Origin of the sequence: Chitinasiproducens palmae, assembly GCF_900095735.1 — a bacterium.
GTDB lineage: Bacteria > Pseudomonadota > Gammaproteobacteria > Burkholderiales > Burkholderiaceae > Chitinasiproducens > Chitinasiproducens palmae.
On the sequence record NZ_FNLO01000014.1, the window covers coordinates 1 to 19,766 of the forward strand.

General features: G+C 67.5%; 21 protein-coding genes and 1 pseudogene. 15 read left to right on the forward strand and 7 right to left on the reverse strand.

What is annotated here, in order from left to right; genetic code table 11:
- Both BLU54_RS19615 and BLU54_RS19620 read left to right on the forward strand, forming a co-directional pair.
- Positions 1-268 (forward strand): FAD-binding protein (locus BLU54_RS19615; protein ID WP_211435385.1); only part of this gene is annotated, 268 nt, incomplete at its 5' end.
- Between the two features lie 92 nt (positions 269-360).
- Positions 361-2,172 (forward strand): acyl-CoA dehydrogenase, encoded by a 1,812-nt coding sequence (locus tag BLU54_RS19620; protein WP_091912210.1) that lies wholly within the window; start codon positions 361-363, stop codon positions 2,170-2,172.
- A 244-nt stretch (positions 2,173-2,416) separates the two neighbouring features.
- On the opposite strand, the gene BLU54_RS19625 is transcribed toward BLU54_RS19620, so the two are convergent.
- On the reverse strand, positions 2,417-3,697 hold the full coding sequence (locus tag BLU54_RS19625; RefSeq protein ID WP_091912213.1) for a D-amino acid dehydrogenase: 1,281 nt from the start codon (positions 3,695-3,697) through the stop codon (positions 2,417-2,419).
- 117 nt (positions 3,698-3,814) lie between these two features.
- Here BLU54_RS19625 and BLU54_RS19630 point away from each other — a divergent pair, with 117 nt between their 5' ends.
- Positions 3,815-4,282, forward strand: coding sequence for a winged helix-turn-helix transcriptional regulator (locus BLU54_RS19630; protein ID WP_235838041.1), 468 nt, complete (start codon positions 3,815-3,817; stop codon positions 4,280-4,282).
- A 62-nt stretch (positions 4,283-4,344) separates the two neighbouring features.
- Entirely contained in the window at positions 4,345-5,712 is a 1,368-nt protein-coding gene (locus tag BLU54_RS19635) for a PA0069 family radical SAM protein (RefSeq protein ID WP_091912215.1), read from the forward strand.
- Between the two features lie 126 nt (positions 5,713-5,838).
- Here the strand turns inward: BLU54_RS19635 and BLU54_RS19640 are convergent, their stop codons facing one another.
- Positions 5,839-6,300 carry an NINE protein gene (locus BLU54_RS19640; protein WP_091912217.1) on the reverse strand — a complete coding sequence of 154 codons (462 nt, stop codon included), beginning with the start codon at positions 6,298-6,300 and terminating at the stop codon, positions 5,839-5,841.
- Positions 6,301-6,748: 448 nt separating this feature from the next.
- On the opposite strand from BLU54_RS19640, the gene rpsP reads away from it, so the two are divergent.
- From rpsP to BLU54_RS19670, 6 genes are all read left to right on the forward strand, one after another.
- The gene (gene rpsP, locus BLU54_RS19645; RefSeq protein ID WP_091912219.1) at positions 6,749-7,024 is read left to right on the forward strand and encodes a 30S ribosomal protein S16; all 276 of its coding nucleotides are present in this window, start codon (positions 6,749-6,751) and stop codon (positions 7,022-7,024) included.
- A 55-nt stretch (positions 7,025-7,079) separates the two neighbouring features.
- The gene (gene rimM / locus BLU54_RS19650; protein WP_091912221.1) at positions 7,080-7,742 is read left to right on the forward strand and encodes a ribosome maturation factor RimM; all 663 of its coding nucleotides are present in this window, start codon (positions 7,080-7,082) and stop codon (positions 7,740-7,742) included.
- Between the two features lie 13 nt (positions 7,743-7,755).
- A complete protein-coding gene (gene trmD / locus BLU54_RS19655) occupies positions 7,756-8,520 on the forward strand; it encodes a tRNA (guanosine(37)-N1)-methyltransferase TrmD (RefSeq protein ID WP_091912224.1) in 765 nt (254 codons plus the stop codon).
- 91 nt (positions 8,521-8,611) lie between these two features.
- Entirely contained in the window at positions 8,612-9,007 is a 396-nt protein-coding gene (gene rplS, locus BLU54_RS19660) for a 50S ribosomal protein L19 (protein ID WP_091912226.1), read from the forward strand.
- Positions 9,008-9,134: 127 nt separating this feature from the next.
- Complete coding sequence (locus BLU54_RS19665) at positions 9,135-9,824, forward strand: CoA pyrophosphatase (protein WP_091912228.1); 690 nt, start codon at positions 9,135-9,137, stop codon at positions 9,822-9,824.
- A gap of 292 nt (positions 9,825-10,116) precedes the next feature.
- Positions 10,117-11,049: a CobD/CbiB family protein gene (locus BLU54_RS19670; protein ID WP_091912229.1), complete on the forward strand. Its 933-nt coding sequence runs from the start codon at positions 10,117-10,119 to the stop codon at positions 11,047-11,049.
- Between the two features lie 129 nt (positions 11,050-11,178).
- Here the strand turns inward: BLU54_RS19670 and rsgA are convergent, their stop codons facing one another.
- Positions 11,179-12,162 (reverse strand): ribosome small subunit-dependent GTPase A, encoded by a 984-nt coding sequence (rsgA, locus tag BLU54_RS19675; RefSeq protein WP_091912231.1) that lies wholly within the window; start codon positions 12,160-12,162, stop codon positions 11,179-11,181.
- Positions 12,159-13,451, reverse strand: a complete 1,293-nt coding sequence (locus BLU54_RS19680) for a M48 family metallopeptidase (protein WP_091912233.1) — start codon at positions 13,449-13,451, stop codon at positions 12,159-12,161. Before BLU54_RS19680 ends, rsgA begins: the two co-directional genes overlap by 4 nt.
- A 143-nt stretch (positions 13,452-13,594) precedes the next feature.
- Here BLU54_RS19680 and orn point away from each other — a divergent pair, with 143 nt between their 5' ends.
- On the forward strand, positions 13,595-14,191 hold the full coding sequence (gene orn / locus BLU54_RS19685) for an oligoribonuclease (RefSeq protein WP_091912235.1): 597 nt from the start codon (positions 13,595-13,597) through the stop codon (positions 14,189-14,191).
- Between the two features lie 155 nt (positions 14,192-14,346).
- Here the strand turns inward: orn and mog are convergent, their stop codons facing one another.
- Positions 14,347-14,982, reverse strand: a complete 636-nt coding sequence (gene mog, locus BLU54_RS19690; RefSeq protein WP_091912452.1) for a molybdopterin adenylyltransferase — start codon at positions 14,980-14,982, stop codon at positions 14,347-14,349.
- Between the two features lie 184 nt (positions 14,983-15,166).
- Positions 15,167-15,772 (reverse strand): annotated as a pseudogene (gene yjgA / locus BLU54_RS19695) (ribosome biogenesis factor YjgA); the annotation flags it as partial.
- A 113-nt stretch (positions 15,773-15,885) separates the two neighbouring features.
- Between yjgA and pmbA the strand changes: the two are divergent.
- Entirely contained in the window at positions 15,886-17,250 is a 1,365-nt protein-coding gene (gene pmbA / locus BLU54_RS19700; protein ID WP_091912239.1) for a metalloprotease PmbA, read from the forward strand.
- 100 nt (positions 17,251-17,350) lie between these two features.
- On the opposite strand, the gene BLU54_RS19705 is transcribed toward pmbA, so the two are convergent.
- The gene (locus BLU54_RS19705; RefSeq protein WP_091912241.1) at positions 17,351-17,842 is read right to left on the reverse strand and encodes a dihydrofolate reductase; all 492 of its coding nucleotides are present in this window, start codon (positions 17,840-17,842) and stop codon (positions 17,351-17,353) included.
- 154 nt (positions 17,843-17,996) lie between these two features.
- On the opposite strand from BLU54_RS19705, the gene BLU54_RS19710 reads away from it, so the two are divergent.
- From BLU54_RS19710 to BLU54_RS19715, 3 genes are all read left to right on the forward strand, one after another.
- Positions 17,997-18,956, forward strand: coding sequence for a thymidylate synthase (locus tag BLU54_RS19710; protein WP_091912243.1), 960 nt, complete (start codon positions 17,997-17,999; stop codon positions 18,954-18,956).
- 29 nt (positions 18,957-18,985) lie between these two features.
- Positions 18,986-19,117 (forward strand): hypothetical protein, encoded by a 132-nt coding sequence (locus BLU54_RS24400; protein WP_268874550.1) that lies wholly within the window; start codon positions 18,986-18,988, stop codon positions 19,115-19,117.
- Positions 19,118-19,298: 181 nt separating this feature from the next.
- Entirely contained in the window at positions 19,299-19,760 is a 462-nt protein-coding gene (locus BLU54_RS19715; protein WP_139169774.1) for a hypothetical protein, read from the forward strand.
- The last annotated feature ends 6 nt before the right edge of the window (positions 19,761-19,766 follow it).

Genomic DNA, 19,766 nt, shown 5'->3' on the forward strand with positions numbered 1-19,766 from the left:
CGCGGCGCTGGGCGCCTCGCGCGCGGCGGTGGACGCGGGCTTCGTGCCGAACGACTACCAGGTGGGGCAGACGGGCAAGATCGTGGCGCCGGGGCTGTACATCGCGGTGGGCATTTCCGGGGCGATCCAGCATCTGGCGGGCATGAAGGACAGCAAGGTGATCGTGGCGATCAACAAGGACCCGGAGGCGCCGATCTTCGGCGTGGCCGACTACGGCCTGGCCGGCGACCTGTTCGCCCTCGTGCCGGAACTGGTCGCGGCGCTCTGAGACCTGCCGCAAGCCGCCGCCAGAGCGGCATCGCGGCATCAACGGTACAGACAAGGGCGCCCATCGCGGCGCCCTTTTTCATTGGAGGAGACATGGCATACGAGGCACCGCTGGAAGACATGCGGTTCGTGATGAACCAACTTGCCGGTCTGCCGCAGCTCGCGACCTTGCCCGGCTGCGAGGAGGCGGGACCCGATACGGTCGCCGCCATCCTGACCGAAGGCGCCCGCTTTGCGAGCGAACGGCTGGCGCCGCTGAATCCGGTCGGCGATCGGCAGCCGCCGACGCGCGACGCCGACGGCGTGCACGCCACGCCCGGATTTGCGGCGGCCTTCAGGCAATACGCGGACAACGGTTGGCAGGGCGTGACGCACCCGGCGGAGTACGGTGGCCAGGGCCTGCCGAAGCTGCTCGCCGCGGCTCTGGCCGAGATGTTCAACGGCGCCAACCTGGCGTTCGCCTTGTGTCCGCTGCTGAGCGACGGCGCGATCGAAGCGTTGCTGATCGCGGGCAACGACGCGCTCAAGCGCGAGTACGTGCCCAAGCTCGTTGCCGGCGAGTGGACCGGCACGATGAATCTCACCGAGGCGCAGGCCGGTTCCGACCTGTCATTGGTGAGGACGCGCGCCGAGCCGGTCGGCGACGGGCGCTATCGAATCGTCGGCACCAAGATCTTCATTACCTATGGCGACCATGATCTCGCCGACAACATCGTCCATCTCGTGCTGGCGCGGCTCGCGGACGCGCCGGCCGGCATCAAGGGCCTGTCGCTGTTCCTGGTGCCGAAATGGCTGCCCGACGCGGCCGGCAAGCCGGCGCAACGCAACGATGTGCACTGCCTGTCGCTGGAGCACAAGCTCGGCATCCACGGCAGTCCGACTGCGGTGCTGCAGTTCGGCGAGCACGAGGGCGCAACTGGCTTTCTGGTCGGCCAGGAAAACCGCGGGCTGGAGACGATGTTCATCATGATGAACGCGGCCCGCTTCATGGTTGGCATGCAGGGCGTCGGCATCGCGGAACACGCCACCCAGCAGGCCCGCGCCTATGCGCGGGAGCGTTTGCAGAGCCGCGCGGTGATTGGCGCGGCCGACGGTCCGGCGCCGATCATCCGCCAGCCGGATGTGCGGCGCATGCTCGCCACGATGCGCTGCCTGACCGAGGCGGGGCGCATGGTGGCCTATCAGGCCGCGGCCGCGGCGGACCGGTCTCGCCACGAGATCGAACCGTCGCTGCGCGACGCGCAGCGCGCGCGTTATGCGTTCCTGGTGCCGATCGTGAAAGGCTGGTGTACGGAGATGTCGCTCGAAGTCAGCAGCCTGGCGGTACAGGTGCACGGCGGCAGCGGCTACATCGAGGAAACGGGCGTGGCGCAGTTCTACCGCGACGCCCGCATCCTGACGATCTACGAAGGGACGACAGCGATCCAGGCCAACGACCTGATCGGCCGCAAGATCCTCCGCGACGGCGGCGCGGTCGCTCGCGCGCTGTTCGCTGAAATACGCACGACGGCGTCCGCGCTGGGCGACGGAGACGCATTGGCGCGTGCGTACGGAGACGGGTTGACCGTCGCGGTCGAGTCGCTGGACCGCGCGGTGGCTCATGTACTGAAGGCGGGCGCCGCAAACGAGATCGTCGCCCATGCGGTTGCGGTGCCGATGCTGCTCGGCTTCGGCTACGTATTGGGCGGCTGGCAATATGGGCGGGCGTTGCTGGCCCTTGCGGCGGGCCCGGCGGCGAGCGACGTGAGCGAAGCGTACGCGCAAGGCAAGCGTGCCAGCGCACGGTTCTATCTGTCCGGCGTATTGCCGAGGGCCGAGGGACTGTGCCGCGCGATTTTGGCCTGCGACGAGGCCGACGCCGCCGCCAGCGAGACAGTCTGGGGTGTGCCCGACGCGCTTGTCTGACCCCGGCCGGCAAGGCCGAACCGTGAGCGGCCTGCGTACCAGCGCGCCGCCGTGTTCGCTTGGTTGCGGATTCGACGCGCCGGCCGCCGGAACGGGTGACGACTGGCGGCCGGCCGAAGACCCTTGCGACGCAGGAGGTCGCGTGGCGACCGGCATCGGCTAGCAATCGAGACCGCGCAGCCGACCGTGGTCAGCCTGCGGCGTCGGCTCAGGCGTCGGCTCAGGCGTAGGCTCAGGCGTAGGCTCAGGCGTAGGCCGGCGCCGCGGCCTGGCGCTGGCCGAGATAGCGGAACACCGACAAGTCGTCCGCCGCAATCGCCGGGCGGCGTCCAGAGATGAGGTCGGCGAGCAATTGCGCGGAGCCGCAGGACATGGTCCAGCCAAGCGTCCCGTGCCCGGTGTTCAGGAACAGGCCGTCGACCGGCGTCGGTCCGACGATCGGCGTGCCATCCGGCGTCATCGGGCGCAGTCCCGTCCAGAAGCTCGCGGCGGACGCGTCGCCCGCGCCGGGGAACAGATCGCCGACGCACATCTCCAGCGTGGCGCGGCGCTTCGGGTCGAGCCGGTAGTCGAAGCCGGCAATCTCCGCCATGCCCCCGACGCGGATGCGCGAGTCGAAACGCGTGATCGCGATCTTGTAGGTCTCGTCCAGCACCGTCGACACGGGCGCGGCGTCCGGCGCAACGATCGGCAGCGTCAGCGAATAGCCCTTGAGCGGATACACCGGCAACTCGACGATGCGCCGCATGAACGATGTCGAGAACGAGCCCAGGGCGACCACCACGGCCTGGGCGCGATGAAGTGTCTGACCGCATTGCACGCCGACCACGCGCTGGCCCGCGGTGGCGAGCGCATCGATCGGCGTGTCATATTCGAATGTCACGCCGAGCGCTTCGGCCATCGCGGCCAGGCGAGTGGTGAAGAGCTGGCAATCGCCGGTCTCGTCATTCGGCAAGCGCAAGCCGCCGCTGAGCTTCCCGGCGGCCAATGCGGGCTCGGCGCCATGCAGCGCGGCGGTGCTGTCGAGCAGCTCGAAAGGCACGCCCGCGTCCCGCAGGACGGCGATGTCCTTGGCCGCTGCGTCGAGTTGCTGCTGCGTGCGAAAGACCTGCAGCGTGCCGCGCGTGCGTCCTTCGTACTGGATGGCCGTGTCGGCGCGCAGCGCGCGCATGCAGTCGCGACTGTATTCGGCAATGCGCACCATGCGCGCCTTGTTCGTCGCATAGCGGTCGGCTGTGCAGTTCCGCAGCATCTGCGCCATCCAGCGCAGTTGCAACAGCGAGCCGTCGAGGCGAATCGCCAGCGGTGCGTGTTGCTGGAACATCCACTTCAGCGCCTTCAGCGGCACCCCCGGGGCGGCCCAGGGCGACGCATAGCCTGGTGAAATCTGCCCTGCGTTGGCAAAGCTCGTTTCCATCGCCGGTGCCGGCTGGCGGTCGATGACGCGAACCTTGTGTCCAGCGCGCGCGAGATAGTAGGCACTGGTGGTGCCGACGACGCCAGCGCCGAGAACGATGATTTCCATTGCAGGTTTGATGTTGATTGCCAGGAAAGATGCCTATGTTATTCGTTAAAATAAGGCGTTTGGGCACGAAAAAATCGCCTCATCCAGCGAAATAAAACGACAAGAAAGGCAAATCCAGTGAAAAACATCGACCGGATCGATCGCCGCATCCTCGGTGCGCTGCAGGCCGACGGCCGCATGTCGCTGAAAGACCTGGCAGAGCGCGTCGGGCTGTCGACCACGCCCTGCGCCGAGCGAGTCAGGCGACTTGAACGTGACGGTTTCATCACCGGCTATTACGCGCGCCTGAACCCTGCACTGCTTGGCGCGTCACTGTTGGTGTTTGTCGAGATCACGCTCGATCACAAGAACGGCAATATGTTCGAACAGTTCCGACGCGAGGTGCTGAAGGTGCCCGAGGTACTGGAATGTCACCTGGTATCCGGCGACTTCGACTATCTGATCAAGGCGCGCATTGGCGAGATGGCCGATTACCGCAAGATCCTTGGCAATGTGTTGCTGCAATTGCCCGGTGCCGTGCAGTCGCGGACCTATATGGTGATGGAGGAGGTCAAGGAGACGCTGGCACTGAAGCTGGACGATTGACCGGGTAGCGTGCGCGCGGAAATACTGTATATTTATACAATACTCATGCGCTGCGTGCTGCCATGCCTACTTCCAATTCCCGCTCCCCGGACGCGCCATACGAGCCATATGAGCCATACGCGCCTAGACCTGCGACGCGAGCAAGCGGGCGCGTCGCACCGTCCACGGCCGACGCCGTTACCGCCGCGGCATCCCGGCGCGTCGGCCGGGCAACGGTCTCCCAGAAAAACGGCGCCGCGACGCCGCGCGCTTCGCTGCGCAGCGGCTCGGATGCATCCGACGCGTCCGATCCATCCGGTGCTTGCATTGCTTTCGATGGCTTCAGTCCACCCGACCGAGCCGGCGCCCCCTCGTATGCGCCGGCAACGGCGCGCAAGGGACGTGGCGCCGTCAGCAATGTCGCCTCGCGCTTCGATGCCTGTCAACGCGAGGTCGACGATGGCCGCCTCGATGCCGACACGGCGCAAGAGCACGTGGTCCGTTTCGTGACCAGTGTCACCGCGGAAACCGCGCGTACCGTCATCTCGCGCAACACCTCGCCCGACATTCCCTTCGACCGTTCGATCAATCCCTACCGTGGCTGCGAGCATGGCTGCATCTATTGCTACGCCCGGCCCAGTCACGCCTATCTCGGGCTGTCGCCCGGTCTCGATTTCGAGACTCGTCTCTACGCGAAGACCAATGCGGCGGCCGCGCTGCGCGCCGAATTGGCGCGCCCAGGCTATGAACCCGCATGCATCGCGCTCGGCGCCAACACCGATCCGTATCAGCCGATCGAGCGGGAACACCGGCTGACCCGTGCGGTGCTCGAACAGCTCGACCGTTGCGGGCACCCTGTCACGATCACCACCAAATCCGCACTCGTGCTGCGCGATCTGGACATTCTGAGTCGTCTCGCGCAGCGGCAGCTGGTGCGGGTCTATCTGTCCGTTGCGACATTGGATGCCACCGTCGCGCGGCACTTGGAGCCGCGCGCCACCACGCCTGTCCGACGCATCGAAGCCGTTCGCCGCTTGTCCGAAGCGGGCGTGCCGACCGGCGTCGTCGTCGCGCCAGTCATCCCGTCCTTGACCGATGCGGATATCGAGCGGGTCTTGGAAGCGGCCGCGGCGGCGGGCGCCACGCAGGCGGGCTACGTCATGTTGCGCCTGCCCCGCGAGGTGCGCGACCTGTTCGTCGAATGGCTCGACGCCCATTTCCCGATGCGCAGCCGCCATGTGATGAGCCTGATCGAGCAGGTGCGGGATGGCGCGCACAACAGCGCCGAATTCGGTACGCGTCTGCGTGGCACCGGGGTGCATGCGGAACTGGTGGCGAAGCGTTTTTCGGTCGCGGTGCGGCGCTTGGGACTGAATGCGAAACGGCCGGATCTTCGCACCGATCTGTTCGTCCGGCCCGCGGGCGAGACGGCACAGATGCGACTGTTCTGACCATGCCTCACCGCACTGCACGGCGGGCGCCGCATCGGACTGCGCCGTCAGCCGTCAGCCGTCGGTCGTCAGCCGTCAGCCGTTCTACATCGGTGGTCGGTCGTCCGTCAGCAGCCGCCTGGCGCTTCAGCGCGCCGGCGCTTCCGTGCTCGTTTGACCGAGATCGAACTCGAAATAGGTCTGGAACGTGATGGCCAAGGCGGCCATCAGCAGGCTGGCACCGATGAAGAGCGAGAAGATCACGATGAACACCACTGGCCAGCCCGAGCGAGATTCGCGGCCGGTCGCGGCGTTGAAGCGCTGATCCCATTGCGCGTCGGGGCGCAGGCCGATCCGAAGTGCGGCGATAAACGCGGCGAATACGGATATCGCACCGATCGTCGCGAGGACCCAGCCGGTCAGCGACGCGCGGTGCGTTTCGAACAGCAGGCCCACGCCGACCGCGCCGAGCAGCGTGGCGGCGATGTGCAGCCACGCGTAGCGGTCGCGCCGTCCGAACAAGTAGAAGCGGTGTGCGCCAACGCTACCGAGCAGGAAGGCGAGCAGGGCGGCGAAGGTCTTGGACCGAAAGCGGGCGGGAGCCAACATGAGCGACGGCAATGGAAGCGGGACGAAGGAATGGCAGCCGCATCGCCAGCCGGTGCACGCTAGGCCGATGTGACCGCACGGCAATATGCGATGCCAGCGGCAGGCATCGGCGGGCATCGGCGGCCGGGCGGGCCGGCCTGACGTCTGGCGAGGGCGACGACTATCGATGACCGGCGCGGTACCGAATGCTCGAACGGCATCGGGATGGCGATGGGCAGCGGGATTGTACCGCCAGCGCGAGCGCCGGCACAGGCGCCGCCTGTCGCAGCCGCTGCTGTCCCTCTGGCCGCCGCCGCCGCCGTACCGAATATTGTTGACGTGCGCCCGGCGATGCCAGCAGATGGACTGCACCACGCGCGCGACAAGCTTTTCAGATAAAATCGCGCGCTCAACGGTTTACCCGCTATAATGGCGTGTTTTAGCTGAACCGAATTCGCAAGGAACCAGCATGGTCATTATCCGTCTGTCGCGCGGTGGCGCGAAGAAGCGTCCGTTCTACAACATCGTCGCGACCGATTCGCGCAGCCGCCGCGACGGCCGTTTCATCGAACGCGTCGGGTTTTACAACCCGGTTGCGAGCAAGGGTGAAACGCTGCGTATCGCGCAGGACCGCCTGAACTATTGGATTGGCGTCGGTGCGCAACTGTCGCCGACCGTCCAGCGTCTGGTGAAGCAGGCTGGCGCGACCGCCGCCGCTGAACCGGTTGCGGCGCCGGCTGCCTGAGTCCGTCCGGACCCAGCCAGCGGATCGGTGCGGTCAGGCCGATCGGTGAATCAGCATGAGTGAAAGCCGCCCCTTCGGTGCGTTTGTGCCGCGTGCCGCGAGAGGCGAGAAGGGCGCTGCGTCTGCGCGCCCGGTCGATGCCGAGACGGGCAGCGCCGGCGCGGGCGATGCGGTACACGCACCGCATGCAGCAGGTGAGCCGCCGGCCGATCTGATCGAAGTCGGCGTGATCCTGCAGGCTTACGGCGTGCGCGGCCAGGTCAAGGTCGTGCCACACGGCCAGGGCGGTGACGCGCTGTTGAACGCCCGCACGTGGTGGATCGATCGCCACGGGGCGTTGAGCGTGGTATCCGGTGTGCGAGCGCGTCTGCATAGCGGCAGTGTCGTGGCCGGCTGGGCGGGCTGCGATGACCGGGACGCCGCCGAGGCATTGCGCGGCGCACGGATCAAGGTCCGCCGCGGCGATTTTCCGACCCTGCCGGATGGCGAGTTCTATTGGGTCGATCTGATCGGTATCACGGTGTCGAACCCGTCCGGGGACGTGCTGGGCACGGTCGTGGACCTGGTCGACAACGGTGCGCATTCGGTGTTGCGGGTTGTCGCGCCGGGCACGGGTGACGACGCGGTCGAACGCCTGATTCCGTTCGTCGATGCCTATCTGGTCGAGGTCGACGTGCCGGGCCGACGCATCGTCGTCGACTGGCAGCTCGACTACTGACCCGCGGGGCGGCATGCGTTTCGACGTGGTGACCTTGTTTCCCGAGATGTTTCGGGCGTTGACCGATTTTGGCATCACGGCGCGCGCCGCGAAACTGGGCGCCTATTCGCTGATGACGTGGAATCCACGGGATTTCACGCAGAACGCGCATCGCACCGTCGACGATCGGCCGTATGGCGGCGGTCCCGGCATGGTGATGTTGGCGCGCCCGTTGGATGCGGCGCTGGATGCAGCCGCCGCGGCCCAGGCAGCGGAAGGACCGAAAACCCGCGTCGTGTTGCTGTCGCCGCAGGGCGCGCCGCTGACGCATCGTCGTGTGATGGCGTTGGCCGGTGAACCCGGCCTGACGCTGTTGTGTGGACGCTACGAAGCGATCGACCAGCGTCTGATCGATCGGCGTGTCGACGAGGAAATCAGCCTGGGCGACTTCGTCCTGTCGGGCGGTGAGTTGCCCGCGATGGCGCTGCTCGATGCGATCATCCGGCAATTGCCGGGCGTGCTTGGCGACGACAAGTCGGCAGTCGAGGACAGTTTTGTCGATGGCTTGCTCGACTGCCCGCATTACACCCGGCCCGAGGAGTACGACGGCGAACGGGTGCCCGACGTGTTGCTGGGTGGTCACCATGCGGAAATCATCGCGTGGCGCCGTCGGCAGTCGCTGACGGCGACATGGCGCAAACGGCCCGATCTGCTGGAGCGGGCGCGGCGCGAAGGATTGTTGAGCCCTGCCGACGAGGCATGGTTGACAAGCCTGGCGAAGGATTCGCCAGGCATATAGGCGGCGGCCGTTCGCGGTCGCCATGTTCCATCCATCCTATGCCGGGGCCGAAAGTGCTCAAACGCCGGTACGATGGGTTTGGGAGTAGAAGATGAATCTGATCGATCAGCTCGAACAAGAAGAGATCCAGCGCGTGCTGGAAGGCAAGACCATCCCCGATTTCGCACCGGGCGATACGGTGGTCGTGAACGTCAATGTCGTCGAAGGCAACCGCAAGCGCGTCCAGGCCTACGAAGGCGTGGTCATCGCGAAGCGTAACCGTGGCCTGAACTCGTCGTTCATCGTGCGCAAGATCTCGTCGGGCGAAGGCGTCGAGCGGACGTTCCAGACGTACTCGCCGCAATTGGCCAGCATCCAGGTCAAGCGCCGTGGCGACGTGCGCCGCGCGAAGCTGTACTACCTGCGCAACCTGTCCGGCAAGAAGGCTCGGATCAAGGAAAAGCTGGTTCGCCGTACGCCAGCCGCAGAGAGCAACGCTCAGGCGTAACGCTCGTGCAAGGCACCCCACGCGGTGCCTTGTTTTTTTCACGGTGTCGCCCGGCACCGGTGCGATGCCACCGCGCAGCGCGCGAATGTGATGGAATAGACGTTCGACGTCCACGCAGAAATTGTCAGTGCTTGCAGGCAGTCCCTTCGATCCCGAATCCGTCCCGGTCGAGTCGACCGGTGAGGGGCTGCCGCCTGTGCAGCCGGCCGCGCTTCGGCCGGCGGCGCTGCGGCAACGTTTCACGGCGCCGCCGACATGGCGTCCGGACATCATCGCGGAAGACCGGATGGCGGGGCTCGCGCGCGATCCGCGTCAGGCGGCCGTGCTGGTGCCGCTGGTCGATCGACCCGATGGCGTCACTGTCCTGCTGACGCACCGCGCCGCGCATCTGAGCAAGCATGCCGGCCAGATCAGCTTCCCCGGCGGTCGTCGCGACCCGGAAGACCACGATGCGGTCGCCACCGCGTTGCGCGAGGCGCTGGAGGAAGTCGCGCTCGATCCGGCGTGCGTCGAGCCGATCGGCGCCTTGCCCGACTATCTGACCGGCACCGGTTACCTCGTGCGGCCGGTGGTTGCGCTGGTTCATCCGCCGTTCGATGTGGTGGCGGCCGACGATGAAGTGGCGGAAATCTTCGAAGTGCCGTTGTCGTTCCTGATGGACCCGCGCCACCACGAGGTGCGCTGGCTGGAAACCGCCGCCGGTTCGCGCCGCTTCTTCTCGATGCCCTGGCCGCGGCCAGAGGGCGGCGGACGGCACTTCATCTGGGGCGCGACGGCGGGCATGCTGCGCAACCTCTATCGTTTCCTGAGCGCCTGACCGCAGCGGAACCAGACGCCCCGCCTCGGCGGAGCGGGCACCTGGCGTCTGTATCGGCCGTCTTCATCAGGCGTCTTCATCAGGCGTCGGCGCGGCGCGACGCCGCATCACCTCACACGTGCCCTGGCAGGCCGTGCCGGCCGCTTCCCGCATCTCGCCGCATCTCGTTGCATCTCCCCGCAGCGCGTCATCAGCCGAGCTGCTGTTGCGCTGTTGCAACGCGCCCCTGTGCTATCGTAGCTGCTCCCATTGGGCCGCCAACCGGGCACCTGGGCACTTTCCGGCACGCAGCATGACCTTCCTTTCCGTCCTCCTGGCACTGATCATCGAGCAGTTCCGTGCGCTGTCCGCGCGCAATCCGATAGCGCTGACGCTGGCGTCGCACGCACGCGCCGCGCACCAGCGGCTGGATGCCGGACGGACCCGACACGGCGCGCTCGCATGGTTGGCCGTGGTACTGCCGTGGACGCTGGCCGTCGGCCTGATCTACGTGCTGCTGCTCGAAGTCCATGTAGTGCTGGCGTTCGCGTGGAACGTGGTGGTGCTGTACTTCACGCTTGGCTTCCGGCAGTTCAGCCACTACTTCACCGACATCCACCTTGCGCTGAATGCGGACGACGTCGGGCAGGCGCGCGAAATCCTGGCCGAGTGGACCGGCATGACGACCGACGACATGCCGGTCGAGGAAATCGTGCGCCACACGCTGCGTTATGCGGTGGTCCAGTCGCATCGTCATGTCTTCGGCGTGTTCTTCTGGTTCATCGTGCCGATCGGCCCGGCCGGCGCGGTGTTGTACCGAATTGCCGAATACCTGTCGCGCGAGTGGATCGACGTCAGTGACGACCCCGACGCGGCGTTTCCGCGCTTCGCCGGACGGATCTTCTACCTGATCGACTGGCTGCCAGCACGCCTGACGGCGCTGGGCTTCGCCATCGTCGGCAATTTCGAGGACGCGGTGCACGCGTGGCGGCAGGCCGCCCGCCAATTGCCGCAGAGCAACGATGGCGTGTTGCTCGCGGCCGGCGGCGGTGGCCTCGGCGTGCGTCTGGCCACGCCGATCGCGGAACCGGACAGCCTCGATGCGTTGTCGGGGGACGTCACCGTCGAACTGGACGGCCAATGCACGCCACGCACCTTGCAGTCGGCGGTGGGCATGGTCTGGCGGGCGGTCATCCTGTGGATGATCCTGCTGCTGATGCTGTCCGCCGCGCTGTGGTTCGGTTGAGTGCACGACGGCGGTCGCGCTGATGCACCGATGCGCGCCGGCCGCCGGCACCGGCGCAACCGGCGCAACCGGCGGCCGCAGCACCGGCACCGACCGGTCGGCGCCGCAAGCGCCGCTCACGCGCCGCCGTCAGCGCACCATCTGGCTGGACTCATGGACCAACTGCGCATACAGCGCGTGGCGTGCGGGCAGCACCGCGCCGCTCGCGACGCCGGCCAGGATCGCGCAATCCGGTTCGCGCAGGTGCCGGCAATTGTAGTAGCGGCATCCGCCCAACAGCGGACGGAATTCCGGGAATGCGCGTTCCAGCTGACCTTCGCTCAGATGGTGCAGGCCGAATTCCTGAAAGCCAGGCGAATCGATCAGCGACGCGCCGTTCGAGCCGTTTGAGCCGTTCGGGCCCTCCCCGCTACGCTCCCTGTCAGGTAGGGTGAACAGCCGGGTGAAGGTCGTTGTATGCCGGCCCGAGTTCAACGCCGACGAAATCTCGCGCGTTGCCGCATCGGCGCCGGGCACCAGCAGATTCACCAGCGTCGACTTACCCATCCCCGACTGACCGAGCAGCAGACAGGCGTCGTGGCCGATCAAGCCCAACAGGGTGTCGGCCGCCGCATCGGGCGCCTGCCGCGCGCTGATCTCGACGACGCGGTAACCCAGCGCCGCGTAAGGCGCCAGGCGCGCCCGCGCAGCCGGCAGGGCCGGCGCGACGTCAGTTTTGTTCAGCACGATCGTCGCGGCGATGCCGGCGGCCTCGGCGGCGATCAGCGCGCGTCCCAGCAGGTCCTCGCTGAAGTGAGGTTCCGTGGCCAGCACGATCAGGAGGTGGTCGACGTTGGCCGCAAAGACCTTCGATTTGTATTGATCGGACCGGTACAGCAGCGTCACGCGCGGCAGGATCGCCAGGATGGCGCCCTGGTCGGCCGCGATCGCCGCGTACTGCACACGATCGCCAACCGCCACCTCGCTCTTCTTGCCGCGCGGGAAGCACTGGATCGGCGCGCCGCCCGCGGCCGGTTCGACCAGATAGTGCCGACCGTGGGCCGCAATGACTCGTCCTTCCGAAGTTTCCCCAACCGCCGTGACCTCTCGCGTGTCGCGCTGCCGGTACTTCATGCGGCCCCCGCCAGCCGGCCGATGCGTTCCGGCGCGGGCGGATGAGAGTAGTAGAAGGCGGTGTAGAGCGGGTCGGGCGTCAGCGTCGAGGCATTGTCCTGATACAGCTTGACCAAGGCGCTGACCAGATCGTTCGGATTCGTCTGCGACGCCGCGAACGCGTCGGCCTCGAACTCGTGCCGGCGCGAAGTCATCGCGCCGATCGGGCCGAGGAAGAACGTGAAGACCGGCAGGGCCAGGAAGAACAGCAGGAGCGCCAGCCCCTCGTGGCCGACCAGCGGCGACAGCCCGTCGCGGGCCCCGGCGGCCATCGCGTCGGCCACCGGCGCGGACACCGCATGCAGGCCCGCGTAGAACCAGGCGGTTGTCGACAGCCAACCGAGCAGCGCAAGCAGGGCCAGACTCAGGCCGAACAAGGTGGTCAGCCGCTTGATCAGATGCCGGTGCTTGAAATGGCCCAGCTCGTGCGCGAGCACCGCCTCGATCTCGTCGCCGTTCAGCCGTGCCAGCAGCGTGTCGAAGAAGACGATTCGCTTGGCCGCGCCAAAACCGGTGAAGTAGGCGTTGCCGTGCGCGGAGCGTCGGCTGCCGTCCATCACGAACAGCCCTTTCGAGCGGAAGCCGCAGCGCACGAGCAGGCGGTCGATACGCTCGCGCAGCGAAGCGTCGGCCAACGGCTCGAACTTATTGAACAGCGGCGCGATCACGGTCGGGAACAGAACCAGAGCGGCGAGGCTGAAGACCATCCAGGCGAGCCATGCGTAGAGCCACCACGCCTGCCCGGCGCGCGCCATCAGCCACAGCACCAGCGCGATCAGCGGCAGCCCGAACGCCGCGCCGAGCACCAGTGACTTCAGCCCGTCGAGGAAGAACAGGCGGCGCGTCATCCGGTTGAAGCCGAAGCGCTCCTCGATGACGAAATGGCGGGCGTAGTCGAACGGCAGGTCGACAATGCCCGAGATGACCAGCACCGAGGCGATCAACGCGAGTTGCTGCCCGATGCCGCGGCCGAACCAGCCCAGCGTCAATGCGTCCAGCGCGGCGATGCCACCGCCCAGCGTGAGCACCAGCAGGAGCAGCGCGCCGACCAGCGTTTCGGCGATTGCCAGGCGGGTCAGCGCCACCGTGTAGTCGGCGGCGCGTTGATGGGAGGTGAGTGGGATAGTGGTTGCGAAGCGGCTCGGCACGCTGTCGCGGTGCGCGCGCACGTGCCGGATCTGGCGAGCGGCCAGCCACAGCTTGGTGACGACCATCGCCGCGAGGGCCAGCGCAAAGACGAATGTAAACATCGGGACGTCCGTGGGAACTATGCCAAAATTATAGTTTGTGTCGTGGTTTCAGGCCCGCGTTCGGCCGCAGCGCGTTGACGATGCGCCGCGGCCGTTTCATTCGGGCGCGGAGCCACGGCGGTGCGCAAGGGCAAGGTTTACGAATGAACGACGAGCAAGCAAGCGGCACGACCGAACAGGCGCAGGCGCCGCTGGGCCGCAGTGAATACAACCTGATCTGGGTCGACATGGAGATGACCGGCCTGGTGCCCGAGCGCGACCGGATCATCGAGGTCGCAGTGGTCGTCACCGATCCCAAGCTGGAGCGCGCGGTGACCGGGCCGGTTTTCGCGATTCATCAGAGCGACGCCGCGCTCGACGCGATGGACGAATGGAACCAGTCCACGCATGGCCGCTCGGGCCTGATCGAGCGCGTGCGCGCCTCGAACACCGACGAGGCGACGGCCAGTGCCGAGCTGATCGCGTTCCTTGACCGCTACGTGCCGCGCGGCAAATCGCCGATGTGCGGCAACTCGATCTGCCAGGACCGCCGTTTCATGGCGCGTTGGATGCCCGAACTGGAGCGTTTCTTCCACTATCGCAACCTTGACGTCAGCACCCTGAAGGAGCTGGCCAAGCGCTGGCGGCCCGAGATCACGAAGGGATTCGTGAAGCGTGCCCAGCATACGGCGCTGGCAGACATCGAGGAGTCGATCGCCGAACTGAAGTACTACCGCAAGCACTTCATCAATCTCGGCTGACGGCCTGGCCGCGCCCAGTCCCCGGTCCCCGGTCCCGATACCGATGCCGATGCCGATACCGATCCGCAATGGTCGGAAAGCGTAGCGAACGAGCCGCGCGCTGGGAGCGGTGGGGCCGATCGGGGCGATCAAGCCAATCGGAACGTCGCGCCCGTTTACTGCCGGCGCGCGTTCTTCGGGCGGAAGGCGGACACCACGCTCTCATGCGTTTCGATATACGGGCCGCCGATCAAATCGATGCAGTACGGCACCGCGGCAAAGATGCCCGGCACCGTCACGCGCCCATCGCCGTCGCGCAGCCCTTCAAGCGTCTCCTTGATCGCCTTCGGCTGTCCCGGCAGATTGATGATCAGCGCCGCATGGTCATCGAGTTCGCGCAGCACCGCCACTTGCCGCGACAGGATGGCGGTCGGCACGAAATTCAGGCTGATCTGCCGCATCTGCTCGCCAAAACCGGGCATTTCCCGGCTTGCCACCGCAAGCGTGGCCTCGGGCGTCACATCGCGTCGCGCTGGCCCGGTCCCGCCGGTGGTCAGGATGAGCTCGCACCGGTCCTCGTCAACGAGATCGATCAGCGCCGAGGACACCTCGCCGATATCGTCGGCAACCAGTTTCTCGACGGCCGTCCAGCGCGTCGCCAACGCGCCGCCCAACCAATCGCGCAGGCCCGGGATGCCCTGGTCGACATAGTCGCCGCGGCTCGCGCGGTCGCTCACGGAGACCAGGCCGACGCGCAGCGGGCGATCGGCATCCAGCTCGTCGGCGGGCGGCGCTTCGGGTGAGGTCGTCATGATCATCGCTCCTTGAGTAGCGGCGCCGGCGCATGCCGGCTCCCGGTCACTGACCGCGCAGGGCCCGCAGGCGTGCCGCCGCGTCGCGCGCGTCGTCTTCGTCCGCTTCGTCAACTTCGTCCGTCGCGTCCGCGGCGCGGGCGGCACCGGTCGGGGCGCGGCCGCCCGTCCAGGCCGCGCCATTGTCGTCATCGTCATCGTCGAACGCGTCGGCGCCGTCGTCGGCGGTCGCGCCCGCATTGCCGGCATCGATCGCCGCCTTCACCCACTGGAAGATTTCGCGGAAGTAGCGCGGCGGCTTGCCGGCGGCGGCTTCGCGACGCGCGTTGCGGACCAGCGTGCGACCCTGCTGGCTGTCGGCTTGCGGGTGGGCGGCAAGGAACTCGGTCATCGCGGCATCGTCGGCCAGCAACCGCTCGCGCCAGCGCTCGACCGCGTGCAGCTTGGCGGTCTCCGCCCGGCTGTCGCCGCGGATCGCGGCAAGCGCCGCCTGCAGCGCGGCCACCTCCTGCTGTTCGAGCGTGCGCATCACCCGGCCGACGTATTGCATCTGACGGCGCCGACCTTCGTGGTCCGTGATGCGGCGCGCCTCGCGAATCGCGTCGTACAGCGCCTCGGGCATCGGCACCCGCTTGAGCGCGTCCTTCGGCAGTGCCGCAATGGCATCGCCGATTTCCTGCAACGCATGCATGTCACGCTTGCGCTGGGATTTGCTGGGACGGCCGTAGCCGTCGTCGGAAAGATCGTCGCTCGGCGCGGCGTCGTCGGGGAAATGGGATCGGCGGCTCATGGGCCGTATTGTAGCCCGTCGCGCCGCCGTGCCGGCACCCTGCCGTCAGGTGCCAGCGGCGTGCGTCGAGGCTTGCTATGATCGGCCCATCGATCGGAAGGAGAAGGAGCGTCATGGCTCGACGAGAGCGCTTGTTTACCCACACCCAGGATGAGCTGCGGACCATTGCGGCCGACATCCTCGCGCACGCGAAGGCACTCGGCGCGAGCGATGCCGCCACGGAACTGTCCGAGGGCGATGGCCTGTCGGTGTCGGTGCGACGCGACGAGGTCGAGACGATCGAGCATCACCGCGACAAGTCGGTCGGCGTCACGGTGTTCATCGGCAACCGTCGCGGCAACGCGAGCACTTCCGATTTTTCCGCGCAGGCGCTGCGCGACACGGTCGCCGCGGCCTACAACATCGCGCGCTTCACCGCCGAGGATCCGTGCGCGGGACTGGCCGAGGCGGAATTGCTCGAAACCGCGCCGCGCGACCTGGACCTGTTCCATCCTTGGGAACTGGATGCGACGACCGCCGTCGAGATCGCGCAACGCGCGGAGCGGGCCGCCTTCGAGACCGATGCGCACATCGTGAATTCGGACGGGGCAAGCGTTGCGGCGCAACACTCGCAGTTCGTGCTCGCGACCTCGCGCGGCTTCGTCGGCGGCTTTCCGTCGTCGCGGCACTACATCACCTGCGCGCCGATCGCCGGCCTGGACGGCCAGATGCAGCGTGACGACTGGCATTCGTCGCAGCGCGACGCGACGCTGCTCACCGCGCCGGAAGCCATCGGCAGGTATGCGGCGCAGCGGGCGCTGGCGCGTCTGCGCGCGCGTCCGATCGCCACGCGCAAGTGTCCGGTGCTGTTCGAGGCGCCCCTCGCGGCCGGCCTGGTGGCGTCGTTCGTGCAGGCGATCAGCGGCGGCGCGCTGTACCGGAACACCACGTTCCTGCTCGATAGTCTCGGGCGGCAGGTGTTTCCGGAGCACATCGACATCGTCGAGGATCCCCACGAGATTGGCGGCTCCGGCAGTGCGCCGTTCGACGACGAAGGGGTTCGCACGCAGCGCCGCAAGGTGGTCTCGAACGGTGTGGTCGAAGGTTATTTCCTGTCGACCTACTCGGCGCGCAAGCTCGGCATGGCCACCACCGGCAACGCGGGCGGGCCGCACAATCTGCACTTCGAAAGCCGCTTGACGGAGCCGGCCGACGACCTGGACGCGATGTTGCGCAAGCTCGATACCGGCTTGCTGGTCACCGACCTGATGGGGCAGGGCGTGAACCTGGTCACCGGCGACTACTCGCGCGGCGCCGGCGGCTACTGGGTCGAGAAGGGCGTGATCCAGTACCCGGTCGAGGAAGTGACGATCGCGGGCAATCTCACCGAGATGTTCTCGCGCATCGCGGCGGTGGGCGCCGATACGCTGGTGCGCGGCAACAAGCGCGTGGGCTCGCTGCTGATCGAGGAAATGACGGTCGCCGGTCGGGGCGACTGAACGCGACGCGGGCTGCGCCTCGGCGCGGCCCGGCGGAACCCCTGCCGGTCCGACCGTCCGCCGCCCGACCGTCTACGGGCGACCGGCTAAGGGCCACCGGCTAAGGGCGACGACGGTACTCGACGAACGAGAACGCGTAGCCTTCGGCGCCCGTCGAGCGATGCGACTCGCGCGCCGTTTCATGCCAAATCGCAGGGTCCGGCGCCGGGAACGACACGTCGCCCGCGACGTCGGCATCGACCTCCGTGATCAGCAGGCGGGTCGCCAGCTCGGCGGCGTCGGCGAACAGCTGCGCGCCGCCGATCACGAAGATCTCCGTGGCATCGGCGCAGCGCTGGATCGCCTCGTCGAGTCCGCCGACCACTTCGCAGCCCGCGCTCGCATAATCGGGATTGCGGCTCACCACGAGATTGCGCCGGCCGGGCAACGCGCGACCGATCGACTCGTGGGTCTTGCGGCCCATCACGATCGGCGCACCCATCGTCGTGCGCTTGAAGAACGCGAGATCCTCGGGGATGTGCCAGGGAAGCTGGTTGTCTCGTCCGATCACGCCGTTGCGGGCGCGCGCGACGATCATTGTGAGATAGGTCATTCGGCTGGAAGTCGGAAGCGCGGAACGAAGCGGCGGCGCGAGGCGAAGCGCCGCACCGTCGAGCCGATTCTACAAGATGCGGCCGTGCGGGCGGCCGCTCGCGCTTGGCCGGGCGCCGTTTTGCTACACTGGCGCATTACACGGAGGGGCAGGCATGCAGGCGTACTTGGATCTGGTCCGGATGGTGCTGGACACCGGCAGTTGGCAGGAAAACCGCACGGGAATCCGCACGCTCAGCGTCCCGGGGGCGGCCATGCGCTTCGACCTTGCCGAAGGCTTTCCGGCTGTGACCACCCGCAAGCTACCGTTCAAGTCGGCGATCGGCGAGCTGGTCGGCTTCCTGCGCGGCACGCGCAGCGCCGCGGATTTTCGCGCGCTCGGTTGCAAGGTCTGGGACCAGAACGCCAATGAGAACCAGGCCTGGCTGGACAATCCCTACCGGGGCGGGCCCGACGACCTGGGCGACATCTACGGTGTGCAATGGCGCGCCTGGCCCGCTTACAAGCGGGTCGCGCGCGACGCGCGCGCTCAGCTGGACGATGCGCTCGGCAAGGGTTTCCAGGTGGTTGCCGAGACGGCCGACTCGCTCGTGCTGTACAAGGCGATCGACCAACTGCGTCAGTGCGTCGAGACCATCCATGCGCGCCCGGGCGACCGGCGCATCCTGTTTCATGCATGGAACCCGGCCGAACTCGACCAGATGGCACTGCCGCCATGCCATCTGCTTTACCAATTCCTGCCGAATGCGCAGCGCCGCGAACTGTCGCTGTGCCTCTACGTGCGCAGCAACGACATCGGCCTGGGCGCGCCGTTCAATCTGTGCGAAGCCGCTGCGTTGCTGCACCTGATCGGCCGGCTGACCGGCTATCGGCCGCGCTGGTTTTCGTATTTCATCGGCGACGCCCACCTCTACGAAAACCAGCTCGACATGGTGCGTACCCAGCTCGACCGCGCGCCGTTGCCCGCGCCGACGCTGCGCATCGCGGACCGCATCCCCGACTTCAACGAGACGGGCGTGTTCGCGCCCGAGTGGCTGGAAAAGGTTGAACCCGCCGACTTCGTGCTCGAAGGGTACCAACATCACCCGCCGCTGACCGCGCCGATGGCAGTCTGACGCAACCGAACCGCTGCGGAGCCGCGACGATGAAAGTCCTGTTGATGGCGCTGGCTTGTGCGCTTGCCTGTGCCGGCTGCGCGCCGGTCGCGCCGCGTGCGAACGGCGGTCATGTGGAGATGTACGGCACGATCGACAGTGGCGTCACGGTGCACGACTGAGCCGGCGCGGATGCATGCCGTTCCGGACGATGCGAGCGCAGCGGCACGTCCAGCCGTTCCCGCCGCTCCAGCCGCTCCGGCAGGACGGCCGTGCACCGCGCGCTACGACGCACCGCGCGTGGCATGCGCGCGCGGCGATGCGGCATGCGCCGCGCGGCGGCTGCGGCCGGGCCCACCCGCGATGTGGCCGTGGCAGCGCCTGCTGCGCGTGCCCGCCGCGCTGTTGCTGGCTGTGGTACTGACGGCCTGTGCCGGCGCAACGGGGCGCGCCGCCGCACCGGAAGATCCGCTTTCAGGGGGCGATACGGCCGCGCCGGAGCCCGCCGGCCGGGTCGCCGGTGCCAGCGTGCGACCGCCACCGGTGGTGCGTTTCCTGACCCGCTACGACGCGGACGACGTGGTGCGCTGCATCGACGAGCGCTGGAGCCGTCTTTCGGCCCTGGGGCCTGGCGACATCCGGCGCCATGCGAGTTTCCGGGGCGCGATGGTCGACGTGCGTGTCGGCGGCGAGCCGCTGGCCCGTGCGCAGGCGGAGGTCTACCGCGTGCCGGGTGCGACGGTCGTCGACTACTTCATTCGTCCCGCAGTCGACGATCCGCTCGAGGACCTGAGACTGCGGGCATTGCGCTACTGCCTCGGCTGAGCGCGG

Excerpts from the sequence above, each read along its gene's own strand:
- BLU54_RS19620 (WP_091912210.1), top strand. The coding sequence starts at position 361 with ATGGCATACGAGGCACCGCTGGAAGACATGCGGTTCGTGATGAACCAA.
- BLU54_RS19625 (WP_091912213.1), bottom strand. The coding sequence starts at position 3,697 with ATGGAAATCATCGTTCTCGGCGCTGGCGTCGTCGGCACCACCAGTGCC.
- BLU54_RS19635 (WP_091912215.1), top strand. The coding sequence starts at position 4,345 with ATGCCTACTTCCAATTCCCGCTCCCCGGACGCGCCATACGAGCCATAT.
- BLU54_RS19640 (WP_091912217.1), bottom strand. The coding sequence starts at position 6,300 with ATGTTGGCTCCCGCCCGCTTTCGGTCCAAGACCTTCGCCGCCCTGCTC.
- rpsP (WP_091912219.1), top strand. The coding sequence starts at position 6,749 with ATGGTCATTATCCGTCTGTCGCGCGGTGGCGCGAAGAAGCGTCCGTTC.
- rimM (WP_091912221.1), top strand. The coding sequence starts at position 7,080 with ATGAGTGAAAGCCGCCCCTTCGGTGCGTTTGTGCCGCGTGCCGCGAGA.
- trmD (WP_091912224.1), top strand. The coding sequence starts at position 7,756 with ATGCGTTTCGACGTGGTGACCTTGTTTCCCGAGATGTTTCGGGCGTTG.
- rplS (WP_091912226.1), top strand. The coding sequence starts at position 8,612 with ATGAATCTGATCGATCAGCTCGAACAAGAAGAGATCCAGCGCGTGCTG.
- BLU54_RS19670 (WP_091912229.1), top strand. The coding sequence starts at position 10,117 with ATGACCTTCCTTTCCGTCCTCCTGGCACTGATCATCGAGCAGTTCCGT.
- rsgA (WP_091912231.1), bottom strand. The coding sequence starts at position 12,162 with ATGAAGTACCGGCAGCGCGACACGCGAGAGGTCACGGCGGTTGGGGAA.
- BLU54_RS19680 (WP_091912233.1), bottom strand. The coding sequence starts at position 13,451 with ATGTTTACATTCGTCTTTGCGCTGGCCCTCGCGGCGATGGTCGTCACC.
- orn (WP_091912235.1), top strand. The coding sequence starts at position 13,595 with ATGAACGACGAGCAAGCAAGCGGCACGACCGAACAGGCGCAGGCGCCG.
- mog (WP_091912452.1), bottom strand. The coding sequence starts at position 14,982 with ATGACGACCTCACCCGAAGCGCCGCCCGCCGACGAGCTGGATGCCGAT.
- pmbA (WP_091912239.1), top strand. The coding sequence starts at position 15,886 with ATGGCTCGACGAGAGCGCTTGTTTACCCACACCCAGGATGAGCTGCGG.
- BLU54_RS19705 (WP_091912241.1), bottom strand. The coding sequence starts at position 17,842 with ATGACCTATCTCACAATGATCGTCGCGCGCGCCCGCAACGGCGTGATC.
- BLU54_RS19710 (WP_091912243.1), top strand. The coding sequence starts at position 17,997 with ATGCAGGCGTACTTGGATCTGGTCCGGATGGTGCTGGACACCGGCAGT.
- BLU54_RS24400 (WP_268874550.1), top strand. The coding sequence starts at position 18,986 with ATGAAAGTCCTGTTGATGGCGCTGGCTTGTGCGCTTGCCTGTGCCGGC.
- BLU54_RS19715 (WP_139169774.1), top strand. The coding sequence starts at position 19,299 with ATGTGGCCGTGGCAGCGCCTGCTGCGCGTGCCCGCCGCGCTGTTGCTG.